Source organism: Nocardia sp. NPDC059180 (genome assembly GCF_042754945.1).
Classification (GTDB): domain Bacteria; phylum Actinomycetota; class Actinomycetes; order Mycobacteriales; family Mycobacteriaceae; genus Nocardia.
Genome location: NZ_JBHZBU010000004.1, coordinates 216,379 through 233,712 on the forward strand (window position 1 = coordinate 216,379; position 17,334 = coordinate 233,712).

At 68.4% G+C, this 17,334-nt stretch carries 16 protein-coding genes; 11 read left to right on the forward strand and 5 right to left on the reverse strand.

The features are described 5' to 3' along the window. Positions 1 to 52 precede the first annotated feature (52 nt). The 3 genes from ACFXNW_RS15050 to ACFXNW_RS15060 all read left to right on the forward strand — a co-directional run bounded on the left by ACFXNW_RS15050 (position 53) and on the right by ACFXNW_RS15060 (position 4,066). Positions 53 to 1,864: a putative bifunctional diguanylate cyclase/phosphodiesterase gene (locus ACFXNW_RS15050; RefSeq protein WP_379418649.1), complete on the forward strand. Its 1,812-nt coding sequence runs from the start codon at positions 53 to 55 to the stop codon at positions 1,862 to 1,864. A gap of 100 nt (positions 1,865 to 1,964) precedes the next feature. Then, positions 1,965 to 3,092: a glycosyltransferase gene (locus tag ACFXNW_RS15055; RefSeq protein WP_379418261.1), complete on the forward strand. Its 1,128-nt coding sequence runs from the start codon at positions 1,965 to 1,967 to the stop codon at positions 3,090 to 3,092. Between the two features lie 83 nt (positions 3,093 to 3,175). Beyond that, positions 3,176 to 4,066 carry an SDR family oxidoreductase gene (locus ACFXNW_RS15060; RefSeq protein ID WP_379418262.1) on the forward strand — a complete coding sequence of 297 codons (891 nt, stop codon included), beginning with the start codon at positions 3,176 to 3,178 and terminating at the stop codon, positions 4,064 to 4,066. Here the strand turns inward: ACFXNW_RS15060 and soxR are convergent. Next, on the reverse strand, positions 4,017 to 4,541 hold the full coding sequence (soxR, locus tag ACFXNW_RS15065) for a redox-sensitive transcriptional activator SoxR (RefSeq protein ID WP_379418263.1): 525 nt from the start codon (positions 4,539 to 4,541) through the stop codon (positions 4,017 to 4,019). The two genes, ACFXNW_RS15060 and soxR, sit on opposite strands and share 50 nt — an antisense overlap. A 135-nt stretch (positions 4,542 to 4,676) precedes the next feature. Here soxR and arcA point away from each other — a divergent pair, with 135 nt between their 5' ends. Then, positions 4,677 to 5,987, forward strand: coding sequence for an arginine deiminase (gene arcA, locus ACFXNW_RS15070; RefSeq protein WP_379418264.1), 1,311 nt, complete (start codon positions 4,677 to 4,679; stop codon positions 5,985 to 5,987). A gap of 10 nt (positions 5,988 to 5,997) precedes the next feature. After that, complete coding sequence (locus ACFXNW_RS15075; protein WP_379418265.1) at positions 5,998 to 6,357, forward strand: GntR family transcriptional regulator; 360 nt, start codon at positions 5,998 to 6,000, stop codon at positions 6,355 to 6,357. A 9-nt stretch (positions 6,358 to 6,366) separates the two neighbouring features. Here the strand turns inward: ACFXNW_RS15075 and ACFXNW_RS15080 are convergent, their stop codons facing one another. Then, positions 6,367 to 7,971 (reverse strand): dolichyl-phosphate-mannose--protein mannosyltransferase, encoded by a 1,605-nt coding sequence (locus tag ACFXNW_RS15080; protein WP_379418266.1) that lies wholly within the window; start codon positions 7,969 to 7,971, stop codon positions 6,367 to 6,369. 189 nt (positions 7,972 to 8,160) lie between these two features. Between ACFXNW_RS15080 and rsmI the strand changes: the two genes are divergently transcribed. Beyond that, entirely contained in the window at positions 8,161 to 9,021 is an 861-nt protein-coding gene (gene rsmI, locus ACFXNW_RS15085; protein WP_379418267.1) for a 16S rRNA (cytidine(1402)-2'-O)-methyltransferase, read from the forward strand. A gap of 190 nt (positions 9,022 to 9,211) precedes the next feature. Next, a complete protein-coding gene (locus tag ACFXNW_RS15090) occupies positions 9,212 to 9,964 on the forward strand; it encodes an isocitrate lyase/phosphoenolpyruvate mutase family protein (RefSeq protein ID WP_379418268.1) in 753 nt (250 codons plus the stop codon). Positions 9,965 to 9,968: 4 nt separating this feature from the next. Here ACFXNW_RS15090 and metG read toward each other — a convergent pair whose 3' ends face one another. Next, on the reverse strand, positions 9,969 to 11,540 hold the full coding sequence (metG, locus tag ACFXNW_RS15095) for a methionine--tRNA ligase (RefSeq protein WP_379418269.1): 1,572 nt from the start codon (positions 11,538 to 11,540) through the stop codon (positions 9,969 to 9,971). Between the two features lie 92 nt (positions 11,541 to 11,632). Between metG and ACFXNW_RS15100 the strand changes: the two genes are divergently transcribed. The 4 genes from ACFXNW_RS15100 (at position 11,633) to rsmA (ending at position 16,071) form a co-directional block, all read left to right on the forward strand. Further along, positions 11,633 to 12,460: a TatD family hydrolase gene (locus ACFXNW_RS15100; protein WP_379418270.1), complete on the forward strand. Its 828-nt coding sequence runs from the start codon at positions 11,633 to 11,635 to the stop codon at positions 12,458 to 12,460. 169 nt (positions 12,461 to 12,629) lie between these two features. Next, entirely contained in the window at positions 12,630 to 13,757 is a 1,128-nt protein-coding gene (locus ACFXNW_RS15105; protein ID WP_379418271.1) for a transglycosylase family protein, read from the forward strand. 164 nt (positions 13,758 to 13,921) lie between these two features. Further along, positions 13,922 to 15,073, forward strand: a complete 1,152-nt coding sequence (locus ACFXNW_RS15110; RefSeq protein WP_379418272.1) for an alpha/beta fold hydrolase — start codon at positions 13,922 to 13,924, stop codon at positions 15,071 to 15,073. Between the two features lie 116 nt (positions 15,074 to 15,189). Continuing rightward, positions 15,190 to 16,071 carry a 16S rRNA (adenine(1518)-N(6)/adenine(1519)-N(6))-dimethyltransferase RsmA gene (gene rsmA / locus ACFXNW_RS15115; protein WP_379418273.1) on the forward strand — a complete coding sequence of 294 codons (882 nt, stop codon included), beginning with the start codon at positions 15,190 to 15,192 and terminating at the stop codon, positions 16,069 to 16,071. A 157-nt stretch (positions 16,072 to 16,228) separates the two neighbouring features. On the opposite strand, the gene ACFXNW_RS15120 is transcribed toward rsmA, so the two are convergent. Continuing rightward, complete coding sequence (locus ACFXNW_RS15120) at positions 16,229 to 17,101, reverse strand: hypothetical protein (protein WP_379418274.1); 873 nt, start codon at positions 17,099 to 17,101, stop codon at positions 16,229 to 16,231. Further along, positions 17,101 to 17,307 (reverse strand): heavy-metal-associated domain-containing protein, encoded by a 207-nt coding sequence (locus ACFXNW_RS15125; RefSeq protein ID WP_379418275.1) that lies wholly within the window; start codon positions 17,305 to 17,307, stop codon positions 17,101 to 17,103. The genes ACFXNW_RS15120 and ACFXNW_RS15125 overlap by 1 nt, the downstream gene beginning before the upstream one ends. Between the last annotated feature and the right edge of the window lie 27 nt (positions 17,308 to 17,334).

The window sequence follows — 17,334 nt, forward strand, 5'->3', positions numbered from 1 at the left end:
AGTGCCTCGGCGGACGCTCGACTCGTTGGTGACAGAGGTCGCCGCTGAGCTCATGGGTGTCGACGCAACGACGATGGTGTCGGCAACCGAAAAGGTACTGGCCACGCTGGTCGAATACTTCGACGTCGACTTCAGCTACGTGCGGCACACCGATACCGAACGGCGGGCGACGATACTGGTCGCGGAATGGCCGCATCGGGCGAATGTGCCGGATCCGGACCCACTGCGGGTGGTGTATTTCGAACAGGCCGATTCGGTGTTCCGTGCCCTCGAACACGCCACCGAACCGTTCCTGGTCACCGGCAGCGACGCCGACTATCAGGAGACCATCCAGCGCGCCTCCGGACTGCCCAACGTCACCTCGGCCGCGGTGCCGCTGGTCTCGCGCGGTCAATCCACCGGTCTGCTCGGGTTCATCAAGGTTGGCGATCGGGAGTGGAGCACCCGCGAGCTCAATGTCCTCAAAGCCATCGCCGCTCTGTTCGCGCAGCTTCAGGCCCGCGTGGTGGCCGAGGAACGGCTGCGCTACATCGCCCTGCACGACGATCTGACCGGGCTGGCCAATCGGCGGGCGCTGCTCGAACACATGGAGCATCGGCTCAGCGAGGGCAGCCCCGGCCCGGTGGCGGCGTTCTTCCTGGATCTGGACCGGCTCAAGGCGCTCAACGATTTCCTCGGTCACACCGCGGGCGACAACTTCATCCGCAGCCTGTCCACCCGGCTGCGCGAGAACCTCGACTCCAACGACATGATCGCCCGTCTCGGTGGCGACGAATTCGTCATCGTGCCCGCCAAACCGATGGACTCCGTCGCCGCCGAACACGAGGCGGGCCGCATCCAGCAGCTCATCGGGCGCCGGGTCACCGTCGGCGGTGAGTCGGTCAGCCGCGCCGCGAGCATCGGCGTCGCGGTCGGCATTCCCGGCGAGACCACGGTGGCCGATGTGCTGCGGCGCGCCGACCACGCCCTGCTCTCGGCGAAATCCGGCGGCGGCAACGGCGTCGCGATCTTCACCGACGCCATGCGCGCGCAATTCGAGCTGCAGGACGATGTGGAGCTGAACCTGCGTGGCGCGGTCTCCGACGGATCGCTGATCCTGCACTATCAGCCCGAGGTCGACCTGCGCACCGGGCGCATCGTGGCCATGGAGGCGCTGGTGCGCTGGCTGCATCCGACCAGGGGCCTGCTGCCGCCAGGCGCGTTCGTCACCGTCGCCGAGGCCACCAATCTGGCTGGCGAACTCGGTCGCTGGGTGATCCGCTCGGCGTGTGCCCAGTTCGCCGAATGGCGCAGGCAGGGGCTGGCCGCGAACGTGGTGATGCGGATCAATGTGTCACCGGTGCAGCTGGTGAGCCTGGATTTCGTCGAGCGCATCGAGGACATCCTGCGCATGTTCGGTATCGACGGCAGTTCGGTCTGCCTGGAGATCACCGAGCATGTCGTGGTGCAGGACCTGGCCCGCACTCAGGTCACCCTGCGCGGGCTCAAGCGCATGGGCGTGCAGATCGCCATCGACGACTTCGGCACCGGCTACAGCTCGCTGTCGCATCTGAAGGCGCTGCCGGTCGACGCGGTGAAGATCGATCGCGGATTCGTGCAGCGGCTCGGGGCGAGCACCGACGATCTGGCGATCGTGAAGTCGATCATCGGGCTGGCCGGATCGTTCGGGCTCGGCGTCGTCGGCGAGGGCGTGGAGACGCCGGTCGCGGCCCGCACGCTGGTCGGGCTCGGCTGCTACCGGGCCCAGGGCTTCCTGATCGCGCGGCCGATGCCCGCCGAGGAAGTCGAGCAGCACCTGGCCGCGGGGCGGATTCCGCTCAATCTGGATCTGCCGCGCGTCGACCGGAACCTGACCACCCGCTGACCGGCACCGTTGCCCGGTTGGCCGGCTCTTCTACGCCTGTTCACGCGCCGTTCGACGCGACGGTTCCGGCGGTCACCCGGCTCGCGTCACGATCGGCGGGGTGCGCATCGTGCAGCTGGCGAACTTCTACGGCCCGCGGTCGGGTGGTTTGCGCACCGCACTGCATCACCTCGGCGAGGGCTATGTGGCGGCCGGTCACGAGGTGGTGCTGATCGTGCCCGGTGCCCGGCGCGGTGAGGAACTGCTGCCAACCGGTGCCTTGCGGATCACCCTGCCCGCCCTGGCGATTCCGGGGACCGGTGGCTACCGGGCGGCCGATCCACGGCGGGTGGCCGATGTGCTGGGCGGGCTGCGGCCGGATGTGCTCGAGGTGTCGGATCGGCTGACGCTGCGCGGTTTCGGCCGCTGGTCCCGGCGCCGTGACGTCGCGAGCGTGATGATCTCCCATGAACGGCTGGATCGGCTGCTCGGCCAGATCATGCCGCGCGCACTGGCGGGCCGTTGCGCCGATATGGCCAACCGCCGCACCGCCGCCGAATACGACATCGTGGTGTGCACAACGGATTTCGCGCGCGCGGAGTTTCATCGGATCGGCGCGCCGAACGTCGAGCTGGTACCGCTCGGTGTCGACCTCGAGTTGTTCAGTCCGCGTCGAGCCGACAACGGCCTGCGCGCCGACCTCGGTGTGCCGGGACATCCGCTGCTTGTGCATTGCGGCAGGCTTTCGATGGAGAAGCGGGTGGACCGCAGCATCGAGGCGGTGGCCGCGCTGCGGCAGTCCGGCGTCGAGGCGAGGCTCGTGGTCGCGGGGGACGGGCCGCGCCGCGACGCTCTGCATCGACGTGCGCGTGCGCTGCCCGCACTGCCGGGCGGACAGGCCGCGGTGCATTTCACCGGTTTCATCACCGACCGGGCGATGGTGGCGAAACTCCTCGCCACGGCCGATGTTTCGCTGGCGCCGGGCCCACATGAGACCTTCGGGCTCGCCGCGCTGGAGGCACTGGCCGCGGGCACGCCGGTGGTCGCGAGCCGTTCCTCGGCATTGGCCGATATCGTCACCGCGGACTGCGGCGCGGTGGCCGACGATGATCCCTGCGCCTTCGCCCATGCCGTCACCGACGTGCTGGCGCTACCTGCGGCCGGGCGTCGTCAGGCCGCGCGGCGCCGCGCCGAGCAATTCACCTGGCCCGCCGCGGTCGCGGGCATGCTCGCCGTGCTCGGTGGTTGAGCGAACCGTTCCCCGATCGTGGCGCGGATCGGTAATGTCCGGCTGACATTCGCTGATGGACGAACAGATCGGAAGTGGCATCGATGGGTCGCGTGCGGGCACGCCGGAGAACGACGGTTCAGGGCACCAAGACCTTGATCACGGGCGCGGCGAGCGGGATCGGCCGGGCCACCGCCCAGGCTGCCGCCGCCGAGGGCGCCGAGCTGGTACTCACCGATATCGACGCGGCCGGGCTGGCCGCCACGGTCGCCGATATCGAACGCGAAGGCGGGAAGGTGCTGGTCGCGACGCCGCTCGATATCACCGACCATGCGGCCGTCGTGGCGTTCGCCGACGATGTGCACACCAGGTTCGGCAGCGTGGACGTGGTGATGAACATCGCGGGCACCTCGGCCTGGGGCACCGTCGACAGCCTCGAGCATCGGCATTGGCAGCGGATGATCGACGTCAACCTGATGGGGCCGATCCATGTGATCGAGACCTTCGTCCCGGAGATGGTGCGGGCCGGCCGCGGTGGTGCGCTGGTCAATGTCTCCTCGGCCGCCGGGCTGCTCGCGCTGCCCTGGCACGCTGCCTACAGCGCCAGCAAGTACGGCCTGCGCGGTCTGTCGGAGGTGCTGCGGTTCGAACTGGCCCAGCACGGCATATCGGTCCATCTGGTGGCGCCGGGCGCGGTGAACACGCCGCTGGTGCAGAGCTTCGAACTGGTCGGCGTGGACAAGGAAGATCCGCGGGTCCGCAAGCTGGTCTCCCGGTTCACCCGTCACGCGGTCTCGCCGGAGCGGGTGGCCACGGCGATCCTGCAGGGCATCGAACGCAACCGATTCATCGTCTACACCTCGTTCGACATCCGATTCGGCTACTGGTGGAAGCGCAAGTTCGCCTTCCCTTACGAGCTGCTGATGCGCCAGGCCAACGTGCAGTTCAGCAAGCTTCGAAATTCTCTGCGCAATCGAGATTCTCCACGGAGCTGACGTCCTCCGGGCCGTTGAGGTGGACGTCGAGTACGCGCGCGCCGGGGCCCTCGTCACCGAGGTGATCGAACTCGTTGACGATCTTGCAACTGCCGAGTGACAGGCAGCCGCAGCCGATGCACCCGGTGAGGTTGTCGCGTAAACGCACCAGCTGGGTGATGCGTTCGTCGAGGTCGGTGCGCCAGGTCGTGGACAGCGTCTCCCAGTCGCGGCGGGTCGGGGTGCGGCCCTCCGGCAGTCGGTCGAGGGCATCGCGGATCTCGCTCAGCGGGATCCCGACCCGCTGCGAGATGCGGATGAATGCGACCCGGCGCAGCGTTTCCCTGGTGTATCTGCGCTGGTTGCCGCTGGTGCGGCGGCTCGAGATGAGACCTTCGCGTTCGTAGAAGTGCAACGCGGAGACCGCTACTCCGCTACGCTCGGACAGCTGACCGGGGGTCAGCTCCTTGGCTCGCCAATCTGCTGTCGTCGTCATTCTGCACTCCTCCTTGACCTAAACCCTACTTCAGGTTCTGTGGTGCGTGGGTGCGAATCGCCGCACATCACGACTGGAGGCGAGGACACGCGGCAATTCCGTGCTCTCCAGGCGCTGGCGAACTACGGTCGGATCATGGGACCAGATGCGGTACCGGTGAACCCCGGCGATGGACCGATTCCCGGTGACGGATGGGACACCGACCCGGGCACCGAGCCCGTGGCCGCCCCGCGGCTCGCGGTGACCTCGGAAGTCGGCACGCTGCGCACGGTGCTGCTGCACCGGCCCGGCAACGAGTTGCGCAGGCTGACCCCGCGCAACAACGACCAACTGCTCTTCGACGGCATCCCGTGGGTCGAGCGCGCCCAGCAAGAACACGACACCTTCGCCGGGGTACTCCGCGAACGCGGTGTCGAGGTGCTGCTGCTTGCCGATCTGCTCGCCGAAACCCTCGCCGTCAGCGGAGCCGCCCGCATCCAGGGCATCTCCGCCGCCGTCGATGCCCGCAGACTCGGCCACACCCTGGCCGACGAACTGGCGGCCCATCTGCGCGGCGTCCCCGCCCGGGAGTTGGCCGAAATCCTGATGGCGGGCATGACCTTCGACGAACTGCCCTTCGAAGCCGACACCACCTCACTGGTGCGGCGGATGCATCACGGCGCGGACTTCGTCATCGATCCGCTGCCCAACCTGTTGTTCACCCGCGACTCCTCGTTCTGGGTCGGTCCACGCGTCGCGATCACCGCGCTGGCCCTGCCCGCCAGGAAGCGCGAGACCTCGCTGACCGACCTCGTCTACGCCTTCCATCCGCGTTTCCTCGGTGTGCGCCGGGCCTACGAATCGCACACCGCACCGATCGAAGGCGGCGACGTGCTGCTGCTCGCGCGCGGCGTGCTGGCTGTCGGGGTCGGCGAACGCACCTCGCCCGCCGGCGCGGAAGCATTGGCGCGCAGCCTCTTCGACGACAACCTCGCCCACACCGTGCTGGTCGTGCCCATCGCGCAGAGCCGCGCCACCATGCACCTGGACACCGTATGCACCATGGTCGACACCGATGCGTTGGTGATGTATTCGGCGGTGCGGGAAACTCTGTCCGCCTTCACCATCCAGCGCGCCGAGGACTACGAGCGCGACGGCGGCAAGGTAATAATGCGCGGGCCCGACCCCTTCCTGCCCGCCGCCGCCGACGCCATGGGCATCGGGAAACTGCGGGTGATCGACACCGGGCTCGACGGCGTCACCGCCGAACGTGAACAGTGGGATGACGGCAACAACACCTTGGCCTTGCGGCCGGGCGTCGTCGTCGCCTATGAACGCAATGAAATGACCAATGCCCGGCTGCTGGACGCCGGCATCGAGGTGCTGCCCATCCCGGGATCCGAATTGGGTTCCGGCCGTGGCGGTCCGCGCTGCCTGTCGTGCCCGCTGTCCAGGGACGATGTGTGAGCTGGGGGCCATGCTCGAAATCACTGTGTCGCACGAATCCGCTGTGCCACCCTACGAACAACTCCGCCTCGGCGTTGTCTCCCAGGTTCGTGCGGGCACCCTGACCGCGGGCACCAAGATCCCCACCGTGCGCGCGCTGGCCGCGCAGCTCGGGCTCGCCCCGAACACCGTCGCCCGCGCCTACCGCGAGCTAGAAGCCGACGGCGTCCTCGAAACCCGCGGCAGGCTCGGCTCGTTCATCGCCTCCTCCGGAGACCCGACCCGCGATCAGGCGGGGCGGGCCGCCACCGAATACGTCGCGGCGGTGCGCAGGCTCGGCCTGGATGACGAGGCCGCGTTGCGTTATGTCCGGGCGGCACTGGAGAGTTGAGCGGCCCGGTCAACGCCAGCTGGGCAACCACAGGTGGTCCTGCCAGTTGCCGGGGGTGATCGGCATGGCCGTAAGAATCGGCCACAACCAGATGAAGTTGGCGATCACCAAACCCATATACAAGCTCACGATGAGCAGCCCGAGGCGGTAGCGCTCGGTGGGTGGGGCGGCCATGAAGGTACCGGTGGGACCGCGCGGTACCGGTACCCGGCGCGCCGGACCGAGTATGTCGCCGAGCACCAGCGCTACGCCCATGACCAAGAACGGGGCCAGCGGAACGGCGTAGAAGAAGTACATCTGCCGATCGAGGGTGATGAACCAGGGCAGCAGGGCCGCGGCGTACCCGGTGAGCACCGCGGCGTAGCGCCAATCGCGGCGCACGATGGTGCGCCACAACGCCCACGCCAGCACCGGGAACGCGATCCACCAGATGGCGGGCGTGCCGACCAGCATCACGGCCTTCACACACTGGTTCTGCCCGCATCCGGTGACGCCGGAATCGGCGTAGTAGTAGAGCATCGGCCGCAGGCCCATCGGCCAGGTCCACGGCTTGGACTCCCAGGGATGATGGTTGCCCGCCGAGTTGGTCAGCTCCTCGTGGAAGGTCAGCACCTTGGCGCTGTAGTACCAGAGCGAACGCAGGGCATCGGGGACGAAGGAGAAGAAGCCGCCGGTGCCAACCTCGGAACCGACAGCCCAGCGGCTGAAGCCGCTCTCGCTGGCGAACCAGGCCCAGTAGGTCGCCAGGTAGACCCCGATCGGGACGAGGACCAGTGCGTAGAGCGAAGGCCCGATATCGCGCAGTGCGGTCCCGATCCACGGCCTGCGCACCCGGTAGCCGCGTCGCGCGGCGAAGTCGAAGCACACGCTGAGCAGACCGAACGCGGCGATGAAGTACAGGCCCGACCATTTGGTCCCGCAGGCCAGGCCGAGCATGACGCCTGCGCCGAACCGCCACCAGCGCACACCCAGCCGCGGACCCAGTGGGCTGTCTCTCATGCGGCCCTCGACGTCCACCCTGGCCATGCGTTCGCGCACCTGGTCGCGGTCGACGATCAGGCAACCGAACGCGGCGGTCGCGAACAGCGCGAGGAAGATGTCCAGCATGCCGATGCGCGAGGAGACGAACGTGACGCCGTCGGCGATCAGCAGCAGCCCCGCGATCGCGCCGATCATCGTCGAGCGCGTCATCCGGCGCACGATCCGGATCACCAGCAACACCAGCACGGTGCCCGCCAGAGCCGCGGAAAAGCGCCAGCCCCAGCCGTTGTAGCCGAACAGCGCCTCACCGAAGGCGATGAGTTGTTTGCCGACCGGTGGATGCACCACCAGGCCGTAGGCGGGGTTGTCCTCCACACCGCCGCCGGTCAGGATCTGATACCCCTGCGGCGCGTAATGCTTCTCGTCGAAGACCGGGGTGCCCGCATCGGTCGGGTAATTGAGCATGGTGAACCGGGTTACCGCCGCCAGCGCAGTCAGGAACGCCGTCACCAGCCAGCCGCGGGCGGTGTCGAGCGGCCCGAAATCGGGGGAGGGGCGCAGCGGCGCGGGGCTCGACCAGGAACGGATCGGCCGAGAGGGCGCGACGGAGCGCTGGTCGGTCACCTGGGTCACGCCCCGATCGTATGCTGTGCGCGCACACGCGCCGTATTCGTGGGGCGCGGACGGTGTGCCGCTCAGCGTGGTATCGCGGCAGTCCACGCCCTGGCCGCTGAGCCGCCGCATGCGGGCGCGCACCACGCATGCCCGTACGCTGCGATGGGTGCGGGTAGTGACGAGTAGCGCGATCGAGGCAGGACTGCGGTGACCGGAGAACCCGGCGCGACCGGCAGGCTGGTGCTCGCGGCGACACCGATGGGCGATATCGGTGACGCGTCGCAGCGGCTACGCGACGCGTTGGCCACCGCCGACGTCGTCGCCGCCGAGGACACCCGCCGCACCAAGTCGCTGGCCAAGGCGCTCGGCATCGAGATCGGCGGGCGGGTGGTCAGCTTCTACGACCATGTGGAGACCGCCCGCATCCCCGCACTCCTCGACGACATCGAGTCGGGCAACACCGTTCTGCTGGTCACCGATGCCGGTATGCCGTCGGTGAGCGACCCCGGTTACCGGATGGTCGCGGCCTGCGTCGAACGCGAACTCCCCATCACCTGCCTGCCTGGCCCTTCGGCGGTCACCACAGCGCTGGCCCTGTCCGGCCTGCCGGTGGAGCGCTTCTGTTTCGATGGCTTCCCGCCGCGCAAATCCGGCCAGCGCCGGGAATGGTTGCGCGCCCTGGTCGCCGAACCACGCGCCTGCGTCTTCTTCGAGGCACCGCACCGCCTCGCCGACTGCCTGGCCGACGCCGTCGAGGTCCTCGGCCCCGACCGGCGCGCCGCCGTATGCCGCGAGCTGACCAAGACTTACGAGGAAATCGTGCGCGGCACCCTCGCCGAACTGGCCGCATGGGCCGTCGACGGTGCCCGCGGCGAAATCACCGTCGTCGTCGAGGGCGCCCAGCCCACCACCGCCGAACCCGCCGACCTGGTCGCCGAGGTCGAAACCAGGGTCGGTGAGGGCGTCCGCCTCAAGGACGCCTGCGCCGAGATCGCCTCCACCACCGGCGTTTCCCGCAAGGAACTCTACGACGCCGTCCTCGCGGCTCGCCGCAGCTCCGAGGACTGATTGCCCAGCTCGAGACCACCGAGCGGGGGACATGCGTAATCGAGCTGCGGCCGAGCCTGCCGGTGCTGCAGATCTCGCCTGCTGACGACCGGTGCCGGCGAGTCCGATCAGTGAAGTTTCGGACGCTCGACTCATTGCGGATTCGGCGCGGGTGCGTGCGCAATGTCGGCGGCACCACCATGATCGACCCATGACCTCTCTCGAACACAAGGCCAAAGAACTACTCGCATTGCATCGCCCGGGCGATCCGGTGGTGCTGCCGACGGTATGGGACGCGTGGTCGGCGAATCTCGCGGTCGGCGCCGGGTTCGCGGCGCTGACCATGGGCAGCCATCCGGTCGCGGATTCGGTGGGGCGCGCCGATGGCGAAGGGATGAGTTTCGACGAGCTGCTGGCCCGGGTGCGGCAGGTGACCGGGGCCGTCGAGGTGCCGGTGTCGGTGGATATCGAGTCCGGGTACGGGCTCGAGCCCGCGCAGTTGATCGAAGGGTTGCTCGGTGCGGGCGCGGTGGGGCTCAATATCGAAGACACCGTGCACAGCGAGGGCGGGCGGCTGCGCGGCGCCGAGGAGCATGCCGACTTCGTCGGCGGGCTGCGCCAGTTCGCCGACGCGGCCGGGGTGCACGTGGTCGTCAACGCGCGCACCGACCTGTTCCTGCGCAAGGTCGGCGAGGAAGCCGATCGGATGGACCGCGCGATCGAACGACTGCGGCTGGCCGCCGACGCGGGCGCGGATGTGCTGTACCCGGTCGGCCGCCACGACGACGCCGATATGCGCCGCCTGACCCGCGAACTGCCGCTGCCGGTCAACGCGATCGGCCTGCCCGCCGAGGCCGACAAGGTCCTGTTCGCCGATCAGGGCGTGGCCAGGATCAGCTTCGGCCCCTACCTGCAGTTCGCGCTCGCCGCCGAAGCGAACCAGCTGCTCGCGCGCTGGAGGTGAGCGCTCAGTCCTTCGGTTCGATGTAGCGCGGGTACACCGGCTCCGGTGCGGGCAGTGCCACACCGGGTACCAGCGGTGTCGCGATATCGGCGAAGGTCCGGTTCTGCTGGGCCAGCAGATCGAGGATCTTGGCCGCCGAACCGGGCATCACCGGCTGGACCAGGATGGCGACGATGCGCACGACCTCGAGGGTCACGTACAGCACGGTCGCCATCCTGGCCAGATCCGCGTCGGTACCGGACTTGCGCAGCGCCCACGGCGCCTGTGCGGAGAAATACCGGTTGGTCTCGCCGAGGGTCAGCCAGATCGCTTCCAGCGCCAAATGCAGCTGCTGGGCATCGAATTCGGTGCGGCAACGCTCCAGTAGGCCGTTGGCGCGGTCGAGCAACGCGCGGTCGTCGTCGGTGAACTCGCCCGGTGTCGGCACCGCGGCGTCACAGTTCTTGGCGACCATGGTCAGGCTGCGCTGCACCAGGTTGCCGAACTCGTTGGCCAGGTCGGCGTTGATCCGGCCGACGATCGCCTCATGGCTGTAGCTGCCGTCCTGACCGTAGGAGATCTCCCGCAGCAGGAAGAAGCGCAGCGAGTCGAGACCGTAGGTGTCGACCAGCTCGAGTGGGTCGATCACATTGCCGACCGACTTCGACATCTTCTCGCCCTTGTTGTACAGGAACCCGTGCACGAAGACGCGTTTGGGCAACTGCACCCCGGCCGACATCAGGAACGCCGGCCAGTACACGGTGTGGAAGCGGGTGATGTCCTTACCGATGATGTGCACATCGGCGGGCCAGAACCGTTGGAACGCCGCCGATTCGGTATCGGGGAAGCCGACGCCGGTGAGGTAGTTGGTGAGCGCGTCGACCCACACGTACATGACGTGATCGGGATGGCCGGGCACCGGAACACCCCAGTCGAAGGTGGTGCGCGAGATCGACAGATCCTTCAGCCCCGCCTTGACGTAGCTGACGATCTCGTTGCGACGCGTTGCCGGAGCGATGAATTCGGGATGGGTCTCGTACAGCTCGAGCAACTTGTCCTGATACTTCGACAGCCGGAAGAAGAAGTTGGATTCCTCGGTCCACACCACCGGTGTCTTGGTGTCGGTGGAGATGCGGCTGCCGTCCTCGAGCAGCGTGGTCTCCTCCTCGGTGTAGAACGCCTCGTCGCGCACCGAGTACCAGCCGGAGTAGTTGTCGAGGTAGATATCGCCCGCCTCGAGCATCCGCTCCCAGATCGCGACGCTTGCGACCTCGTGGTCGGCGTCGGTGGTGCGGATGAAGCGGTCGAAGGAGATGTCGAGCGCCTTGTCCATCTGCTCGAACACATCCGAGTTGCGCGCGGCGAGCTCCTCCACCGGGACGCCTTCGGCGGCCGCCGCCTGCTGCATCTTCTGGCCGTGCTCGTCGGTGCCGGTCATGAAGAACACGTCGTAGCCGTCGAGGCGCTTGAACCGGGCGATGGCGTCCGACGAGATGTACTCGTAGGCGTGCCCGATATGCGGCGCACCGTTGGGGTACGCGATGGCCGTGGTGATGTAGAAGGCTGGTGCCTCGATAGGCTCGCTGCGCTCAGTCATGGTGCATCTACTGTAATGCGCGTGCATTCTGACCTTCGCGTGAATATCCCCTCAGTGCGCGGCCGGGAAGCCGCGATGGGCGGTGTGCTCCGATGAGTGCCGCACGCCCCGCGCCCGAAGCCCCCGAGCCGCTGGCTCCGCTGGTCGACGCGCACACGCATCTGGATGCTTGCGGCGCTACCGATGCCGAGTCCGTCAAGGTAGTGGTGGATCGAGCGGCGGCGGTCGGCGTCGGGCAGGTGGTGACCGTTGCCGACGATCTCGCGGCGGCGCAGTGGGCCGTACAAGCCGCGCACTGGGACCAGCGGGTGTTCGCGGCAGTGGCGCTGCACCCGACGCGTGCCAACGCACTCGACGACGCGGCCAAGGCCGAGCTGGAGCGCCTCGCCCGTGACCCCCGAGTGGTCGCGATCGGCGAGACCGGCCTCGACTACTACTGGCCCGGCAAACTCGACGGCTGCGCCGATATCGAGACCCAGGTCGAAGGCTTCCGCTGGCATATCGACCTGGCCAAACGAACCGGCAAACCGCTGATGATCCACAACCGCGAAGCCGACCATGATCTGCTCACCGTGCTGTTGGACGAGGGCGCGCCGGAGACGGTGATCTTCCATTGCTTCTCGTCGGACACGAATATGGCGCTGGCCTGCGTCGCCGAGGGCTATCTGCTCAGCTTTTCGGGGACGGTCAGTTTCAAGAACGCGCACGAGCTGCGCGAGGCCGCGAAGGTGGTGCCCGACGAGCTGGTGCTGGTGGAGACCGATGCGCCGTACCTGACGCCGCATCCGTTCCGCGGTGCGCCGAACGAGCCGTACTGCCTGCCGTACACGATGCGCGCCCTCGCACAGGTGCGCGGCCAGGACCCGGTCGAACTCGCCGAGATCTCCACCGCGAACGCGCGCCGCGTGTACGGGATCTGACGCCTCCTGATATCCCTTTCCGGCTCCTGCCGGAAATGTGTCGCAGGTCACTTTCGTCGACGGGTTTGTGATCTACCTGCACCGTCTATATCTGAACGTAATGTGAAAAACCGCTGCTCCACGGCGTGCGGTTGTCCGCCCCGCATGCGTTCGTTATCGTCCTGTGACCATGTCCCCTTTAGCGAGGATCAACTCGTCTCGGTCGCCGCTGCTGTACGCGGCGATCGCGGCTCTGCTGATGATTCTGATCGTCGGCGCAGCCATGGCGATCGTGAACCGCAAGACCGTCACCGTGGTCGTCGACGGCGCGAAGTCGTCGCAGACGACCATGTCCCGTGATGTGCGCGGGGTGCTGAAGTCGGCGGGCTACGAGGTGACCGAGCGGGACATGGTCTCGCCCTCGCCCGATTCCGGCGTCATCGACGGCGGGACCATCACACTCAACCGGGCCAGGGAGATCGAACTGACCGTCGACGGCCGGACCGAGCAGGTCTGGACCACCGGCCGGACCGCGGGTGCGGCGCTGGAGCAGCTGGGGATCGCCGAGGACGCCTTCGTCGCACGCGGCCGCAGTCAAGCGCTGGAACTCGATGGTGCCGCGCTCACCGTCGCGACCCCGCGGACGGTCTCGGTGACCGACGGCAATGCCGCCCCGCTGGAGATGCGGCTGGCCGCCCCGACCGTCCGCGATCTGCTCGCCCTCGCCGGGGCCCCGCTGCGCGAGCACGACGTCGTCGAGCCGTCCGCCGACACCCGGCTGACCGACGATATGCGAATCACGGTGACCCGCAAGCAGGTCGAGACCCGGACCGAGACGCTGCCGCTCGCGCCGCCGGAGAACGTCATCGAAGACCCGACCATGAACATGAGCCGCACGGTGGTGGAGAACCCCGGCGTACCCGGCCTGCACGACGCCACCTTCGAGATCACCATGGTCAACGGCCAGGAAGTCGCCCGCGAGCTGGTCTCCTCCGACGTCAAGGTGCCCGCCCAGCCGCGCACCATCCGCAAGGGCGCCAAGCCGGGCACCGAAGTACCGCCCGTGCAGAACGGCGACATCTGGGACGCCCTTGCCAAATGCGAGGCAGGCGGCAACTGGCGGATCAATACCGGCAACGGCTACTACGGCGGCATCCAGTTCGACCAGAGCACCTGGGAGCGCCAGGGCGGAACCAAGTACGCCCCGCGCGCCGACCTCGCCACCCGCGAGGAACAGATCGCCATCGCCGAGGTCACCCGCGCCCGGCAGGGCTGGGGCGCATGGCCGTCCTGCACCGGTCGTCTGGGCCTGAGCTAGACAGGTCCGGATATCGCGAGCGCCACTTCGACGACAGGGTGGCGCTCGCGGCATGTCCAGGGGCCTGTTGCCCGCGGACAGCCCGTCGCTCATCGAAAGTGCCTGCGCCGACGTACACTCGTCCGGATTTGTGACCATGTGGGTCGGGGCAGAGGAGTACTTCGATGAGACTGCTGCACGTCGCTGCGCGGTCGATGCTCGCCATCGCCGTGTCGGCCGCCGCCGTGCTCGCCACCGCGCAGGCCCCGGCCTCGGCCGCCCCGCCCGGCTCGGTGATCTCGGTGACCGCGCAGCCCGACGGCTGGCACGGTGTCAGCGGCGGTTCCGTCATCGAATACTGGATGAGCGGCTCGGACGGCACCCCGCGCCCGGCCAGCGGAGCGCTGCTGCTGCCTGAGGGCACCCCGCCGCCCGGCGGCTGGCCGATCATCGCCTACGACCACGGCACCAGCGGCCTCGGCATGGGCTGCGGTGGTATGTCGCAGCCGGAGAGCGCACCGTTCCCCCGGCTGCACGACCGTCAGGACCTGCTGCTGCGGCGTCTGGTGTCGCAGGGCTTCGCCGTGGTGGCGCCGGACTACCTCGGCCTCGGCACTTTCGACACCGGCCCACACCCCTACCTGGAACTGCGCACCGAGGCCACCGCGACCATCGACATGGTGCGTGCGGCCCGCGCGACTCATCCCGAACTGTCGTCCACCTGGACCGCATTCGGCATCTCCCAGGGTGGGCAGGCGGCGCTCGGCACCGGCCACCTCCAGTCCTCCTACGCGCCGGAGCTTGACTTCCGCGGCACCATCGCGGTCGACCCGGAATCCGATGTGGAGAAGCTGCTGCCGCTGGCCGGGCCGAACATCCCGGAGCTGCCGGTGGTGGACGACGCGCTGAGCTTCGTCGTGAGCATTCTCGCCGGGTTGCGGGAGGCCCGGCCGGATATCGCAGTCGACCAGTACCTGTCTCCGGTCGGCCGGTCGGTGCTGGATGAGGTCGGCGCCATGTGCCTGGATCGGATCATCGAACGGGTCGACGGACTGAGCATCGGTGAGCTGCTGGCCCGCCCGCTGTCCGAGGAGCCCATCCGTACCGCCCTGGCCGACTACATGGCGGTGCCGGTACGCGGCTACGACAAGCCGATCCTGATGCTGGCCAATGCGACCGACACCGTGGTGCCCTCGCCGCTGCATGCGGCGCTGATCGCCCAGTTGGCCGCGAACGGCGTCGACTTCCGGACCGTGATCGGGACCGGTGAGCACGGCCAGGTCGATGAGCAGATGTGGGCGGCGATCGACGCGTTCCTCGCCGGGGTCAGGACCTAGTGCGTGCGTCGCGCCGGGTGTGATCAGGACGGGCCCCTTGTGCGCAGGCAGGCCCGCGTCACAGAGGGCCTGCCCATGTGAGCAGGCCCGGGCCTGGGAGTTGGTAGGTTCATCGGGTGTCCGATGCCGAAGTCTCCGCCCGCGGAAGTGCCGCATTGCTAGGCCCCGCCGAAGTGCGGACGCTGGCCGAACAGCTCGGCGTGCGGCCGACCAAACAGCTCGGCCAGAACTTCGTGCACGACGCGAATACGGTGCGGCGGATCGTCGCCGCGGCCGGAGTCGGACGCGACGATACGGTGCTCGAGGTCGGACCGGGGCTCGGTTCGCTGACGCTGGCGCTGCTCGACGTGGTCGATTCCGTGGTGGCTGTCGAGATCGATCCGGTGCTGGCGAAGCATCTGCCGGTCACCGTCGCGGATCGAGCGCCGGAGCTGAGCGCGAACCTCACCGTCGTCGAGGCCGACGCGCTGCGGGTGCGCGCCGATGATCTGCCCGCCGCGCCGACCGCGCTGGTCGCGAACCTCCCGTACAACGTCGCCGTGCCGGTGCTGCTGCATCTGCTGGCCGAGCTGCCGAGCATCACCACCTCGCTGGTGATGGTGCAGGCCGAAGTGGCCGATCGGCTGTCGGCGACGCCGGGTGGACGGATCTACGGCGTGCCGAGTGTGAAGGCGGGCTTTTTCGGCACGGTCCGCCGTGCGGGTGCGGTGGGGCGTCAGGTGTTCTGGCCGGTGCCGCAGGTGGAATCGGGGCTGGTGCGCATCGATCGGTACGCCGAGCCACCGTGGTCGATGGACGCCGAGCATCGTGCGAAGGTCTTCGCAGTGGTGGACGCTGCCTTCGCGCAACGCCGGAAGACATTGCGGGCCGCGTTGTCCGGGTGGGCGGGATCGCCTGTGGAAGCGGAACGCAGGCTCACTGCCGCGGGTATCGATCCGACCGCCCGCGGGGAAACGCTTGATACCGCAGCGTTTGTCCGGTTGGCGGCCCAGGGCTGATCGCAGCTCGCCCGTCTGGGTGTCCGGCCGATCACCGCGCCTGGCGGCCACCCGCTCGGCGTTGAGGCCGGGGACACCGAATGATCGGCCCATCTGCGGTCGCTGCCACCGGTTTCACGGCCGCGCGGAGGGGTTCAGGCCGGCCGCGCCGCAAGCTTCAGCGATGGCCGCCCGTGTGATCGCCGGTGGTCGGCGCTTCAGCGGAAGCTTCCACCGTGAACTCGGCGGTATGCACCGCCCCGGCGTGCGAGAAGTCCAGATACAGCCGGTAAGCGCCGGTACTCGGCGCCTGCGCATGGAAGCTCACCTGCGGACCGGGTGGTGACTTGCCCACTTCGCCCTGCGGATGTACATGCAGATAAGCGAGGTCTTCGGCGCGCAGCGCGACAAGGTGGGCGTAGGCGCCGAGGTAGGGGTCGAGATCGGTGACCGGGACGCCGTCACGGGTGATGTCGAAGCGAAGTTCGCCTCCCGCGGTGGTCAGTTCGCCGGTACGGGTGACCGTGAAACCGTCGACGGTTGCGACGGGTAAGGGCGGCGGAATCGGTTGCAGCCCCACCGTTCCCGCGACCGGCACGGTTCTGCTCAGCACCAGATCACCGGGGTCGCCGCCCGATCCGGGCACGAAATCGGCGAACACCCGGTATTCGCCGGGGGCGTTCCAGGTCCAGTCGATCGACCAGGTGCCGTCGGCGGCCAGGTCCGGATGGGCGTGCCGGTATTCGGTGGTGTCGGAGCGCACCACGATCAGATGCAGTTTCTTGTCGTGCTGGGTGGTGAACTCGGTGACGGGCGCGCCGTCGGGTCCGCTGATGTGGAACCGCAGCGTGCCCGGCTGGTTGGCCGCCGAAGGTGCGCTGATCTCGGAGAGGGTGTAGCCCGCGGCCTGGTCCGAGAGGCCGGGCGCGACGGCCTGCTGGTCCGGCGTCGGCTCGGTCGGATCGCCCACGAGGGCGCCGATGCCGAGCGCGACGCCGAACAGCAGTAGTAGCGCACCGCCGATCGCGGCGAACTTCCGGCGATCCGACATCAGCCCGCGATCGCGTATCCGGCCTCGTCGACCGCGGCGGCGACATCGGCATCGGCGAGCGGGGCCGCGCTGTCGACGGAGACCAGGCCCGAAGCAAGATCGACGTCGACGCTGGTGACACCGTCGATCTTGCCGATCTCGGACTTCACCGAGCCCACGCAGTGCCCGCAGGTCATTCCGGTGACGGTGTAAGTGCTGGTGGCCATGTCCACTCCTTCGCTCGCGATCCATAA

What these genes read in the sequence shown, in the direction of transcription:
- ACFXNW_RS15090 (WP_379418268.1), top strand. Translation starts at nt 9,212, where the DNA reads ATGACCTCTCTCGAACACAAGGCCAAAGAACTACTCGCATTGCATCGC.
- soxR (WP_379418263.1), bottom strand. Translation starts at nt 4,541, where the DNA reads ATGACGACGACAGCAGATTGGCGAGCCAAGGAGCTGACCCCCGGTCAG.
- arcA (WP_379418264.1), top strand. Translation starts at nt 4,677, where the DNA reads ATGGGACCAGATGCGGTACCGGTGAACCCCGGCGATGGACCGATTCCC.
- ACFXNW_RS15075 (WP_379418265.1), top strand. Translation starts at nt 5,998, where the DNA reads ATGCTCGAAATCACTGTGTCGCACGAATCCGCTGTGCCACCCTACGAA.
- ACFXNW_RS15125 (WP_379418275.1), bottom strand. Translation starts at nt 17,307, where the DNA reads ATGGCCACCAGCACTTACACCGTCACCGGAATGACCTGCGGGCACTGC.
- ACFXNW_RS15105 (WP_379418271.1), top strand. Translation starts at nt 12,630, where the DNA reads ATGTCCCCTTTAGCGAGGATCAACTCGTCTCGGTCGCCGCTGCTGTAC.
- ACFXNW_RS15060 (WP_379418262.1), top strand. Translation starts at nt 3,176, where the DNA reads ATGGGTCGCGTGCGGGCACGCCGGAGAACGACGGTTCAGGGCACCAAG.
- ACFXNW_RS15110 (WP_379418272.1), top strand. Translation starts at nt 13,922, where the DNA reads ATGAGACTGCTGCACGTCGCTGCGCGGTCGATGCTCGCCATCGCCGTG.
- ACFXNW_RS15100 (WP_379418270.1), top strand. Translation starts at nt 11,633, where the DNA reads ATGAGTGCCGCACGCCCCGCGCCCGAAGCCCCCGAGCCGCTGGCTCCG.
- ACFXNW_RS15120 (WP_379418274.1), bottom strand. Translation starts at nt 17,101, where the DNA reads ATGTCGGATCGCCGGAAGTTCGCCGCGATCGGCGGTGCGCTACTACTG.
- ACFXNW_RS15050 (WP_379418649.1), top strand. Translation starts at nt 53, where the DNA reads ATGGGTGTCGACGCAACGACGATGGTGTCGGCAACCGAAAAGGTACTG.
- metG (WP_379418269.1), bottom strand. Translation starts at nt 11,540, where the DNA reads ATGACTGAGCGCAGCGAGCCTATCGAGGCACCAGCCTTCTACATCACC.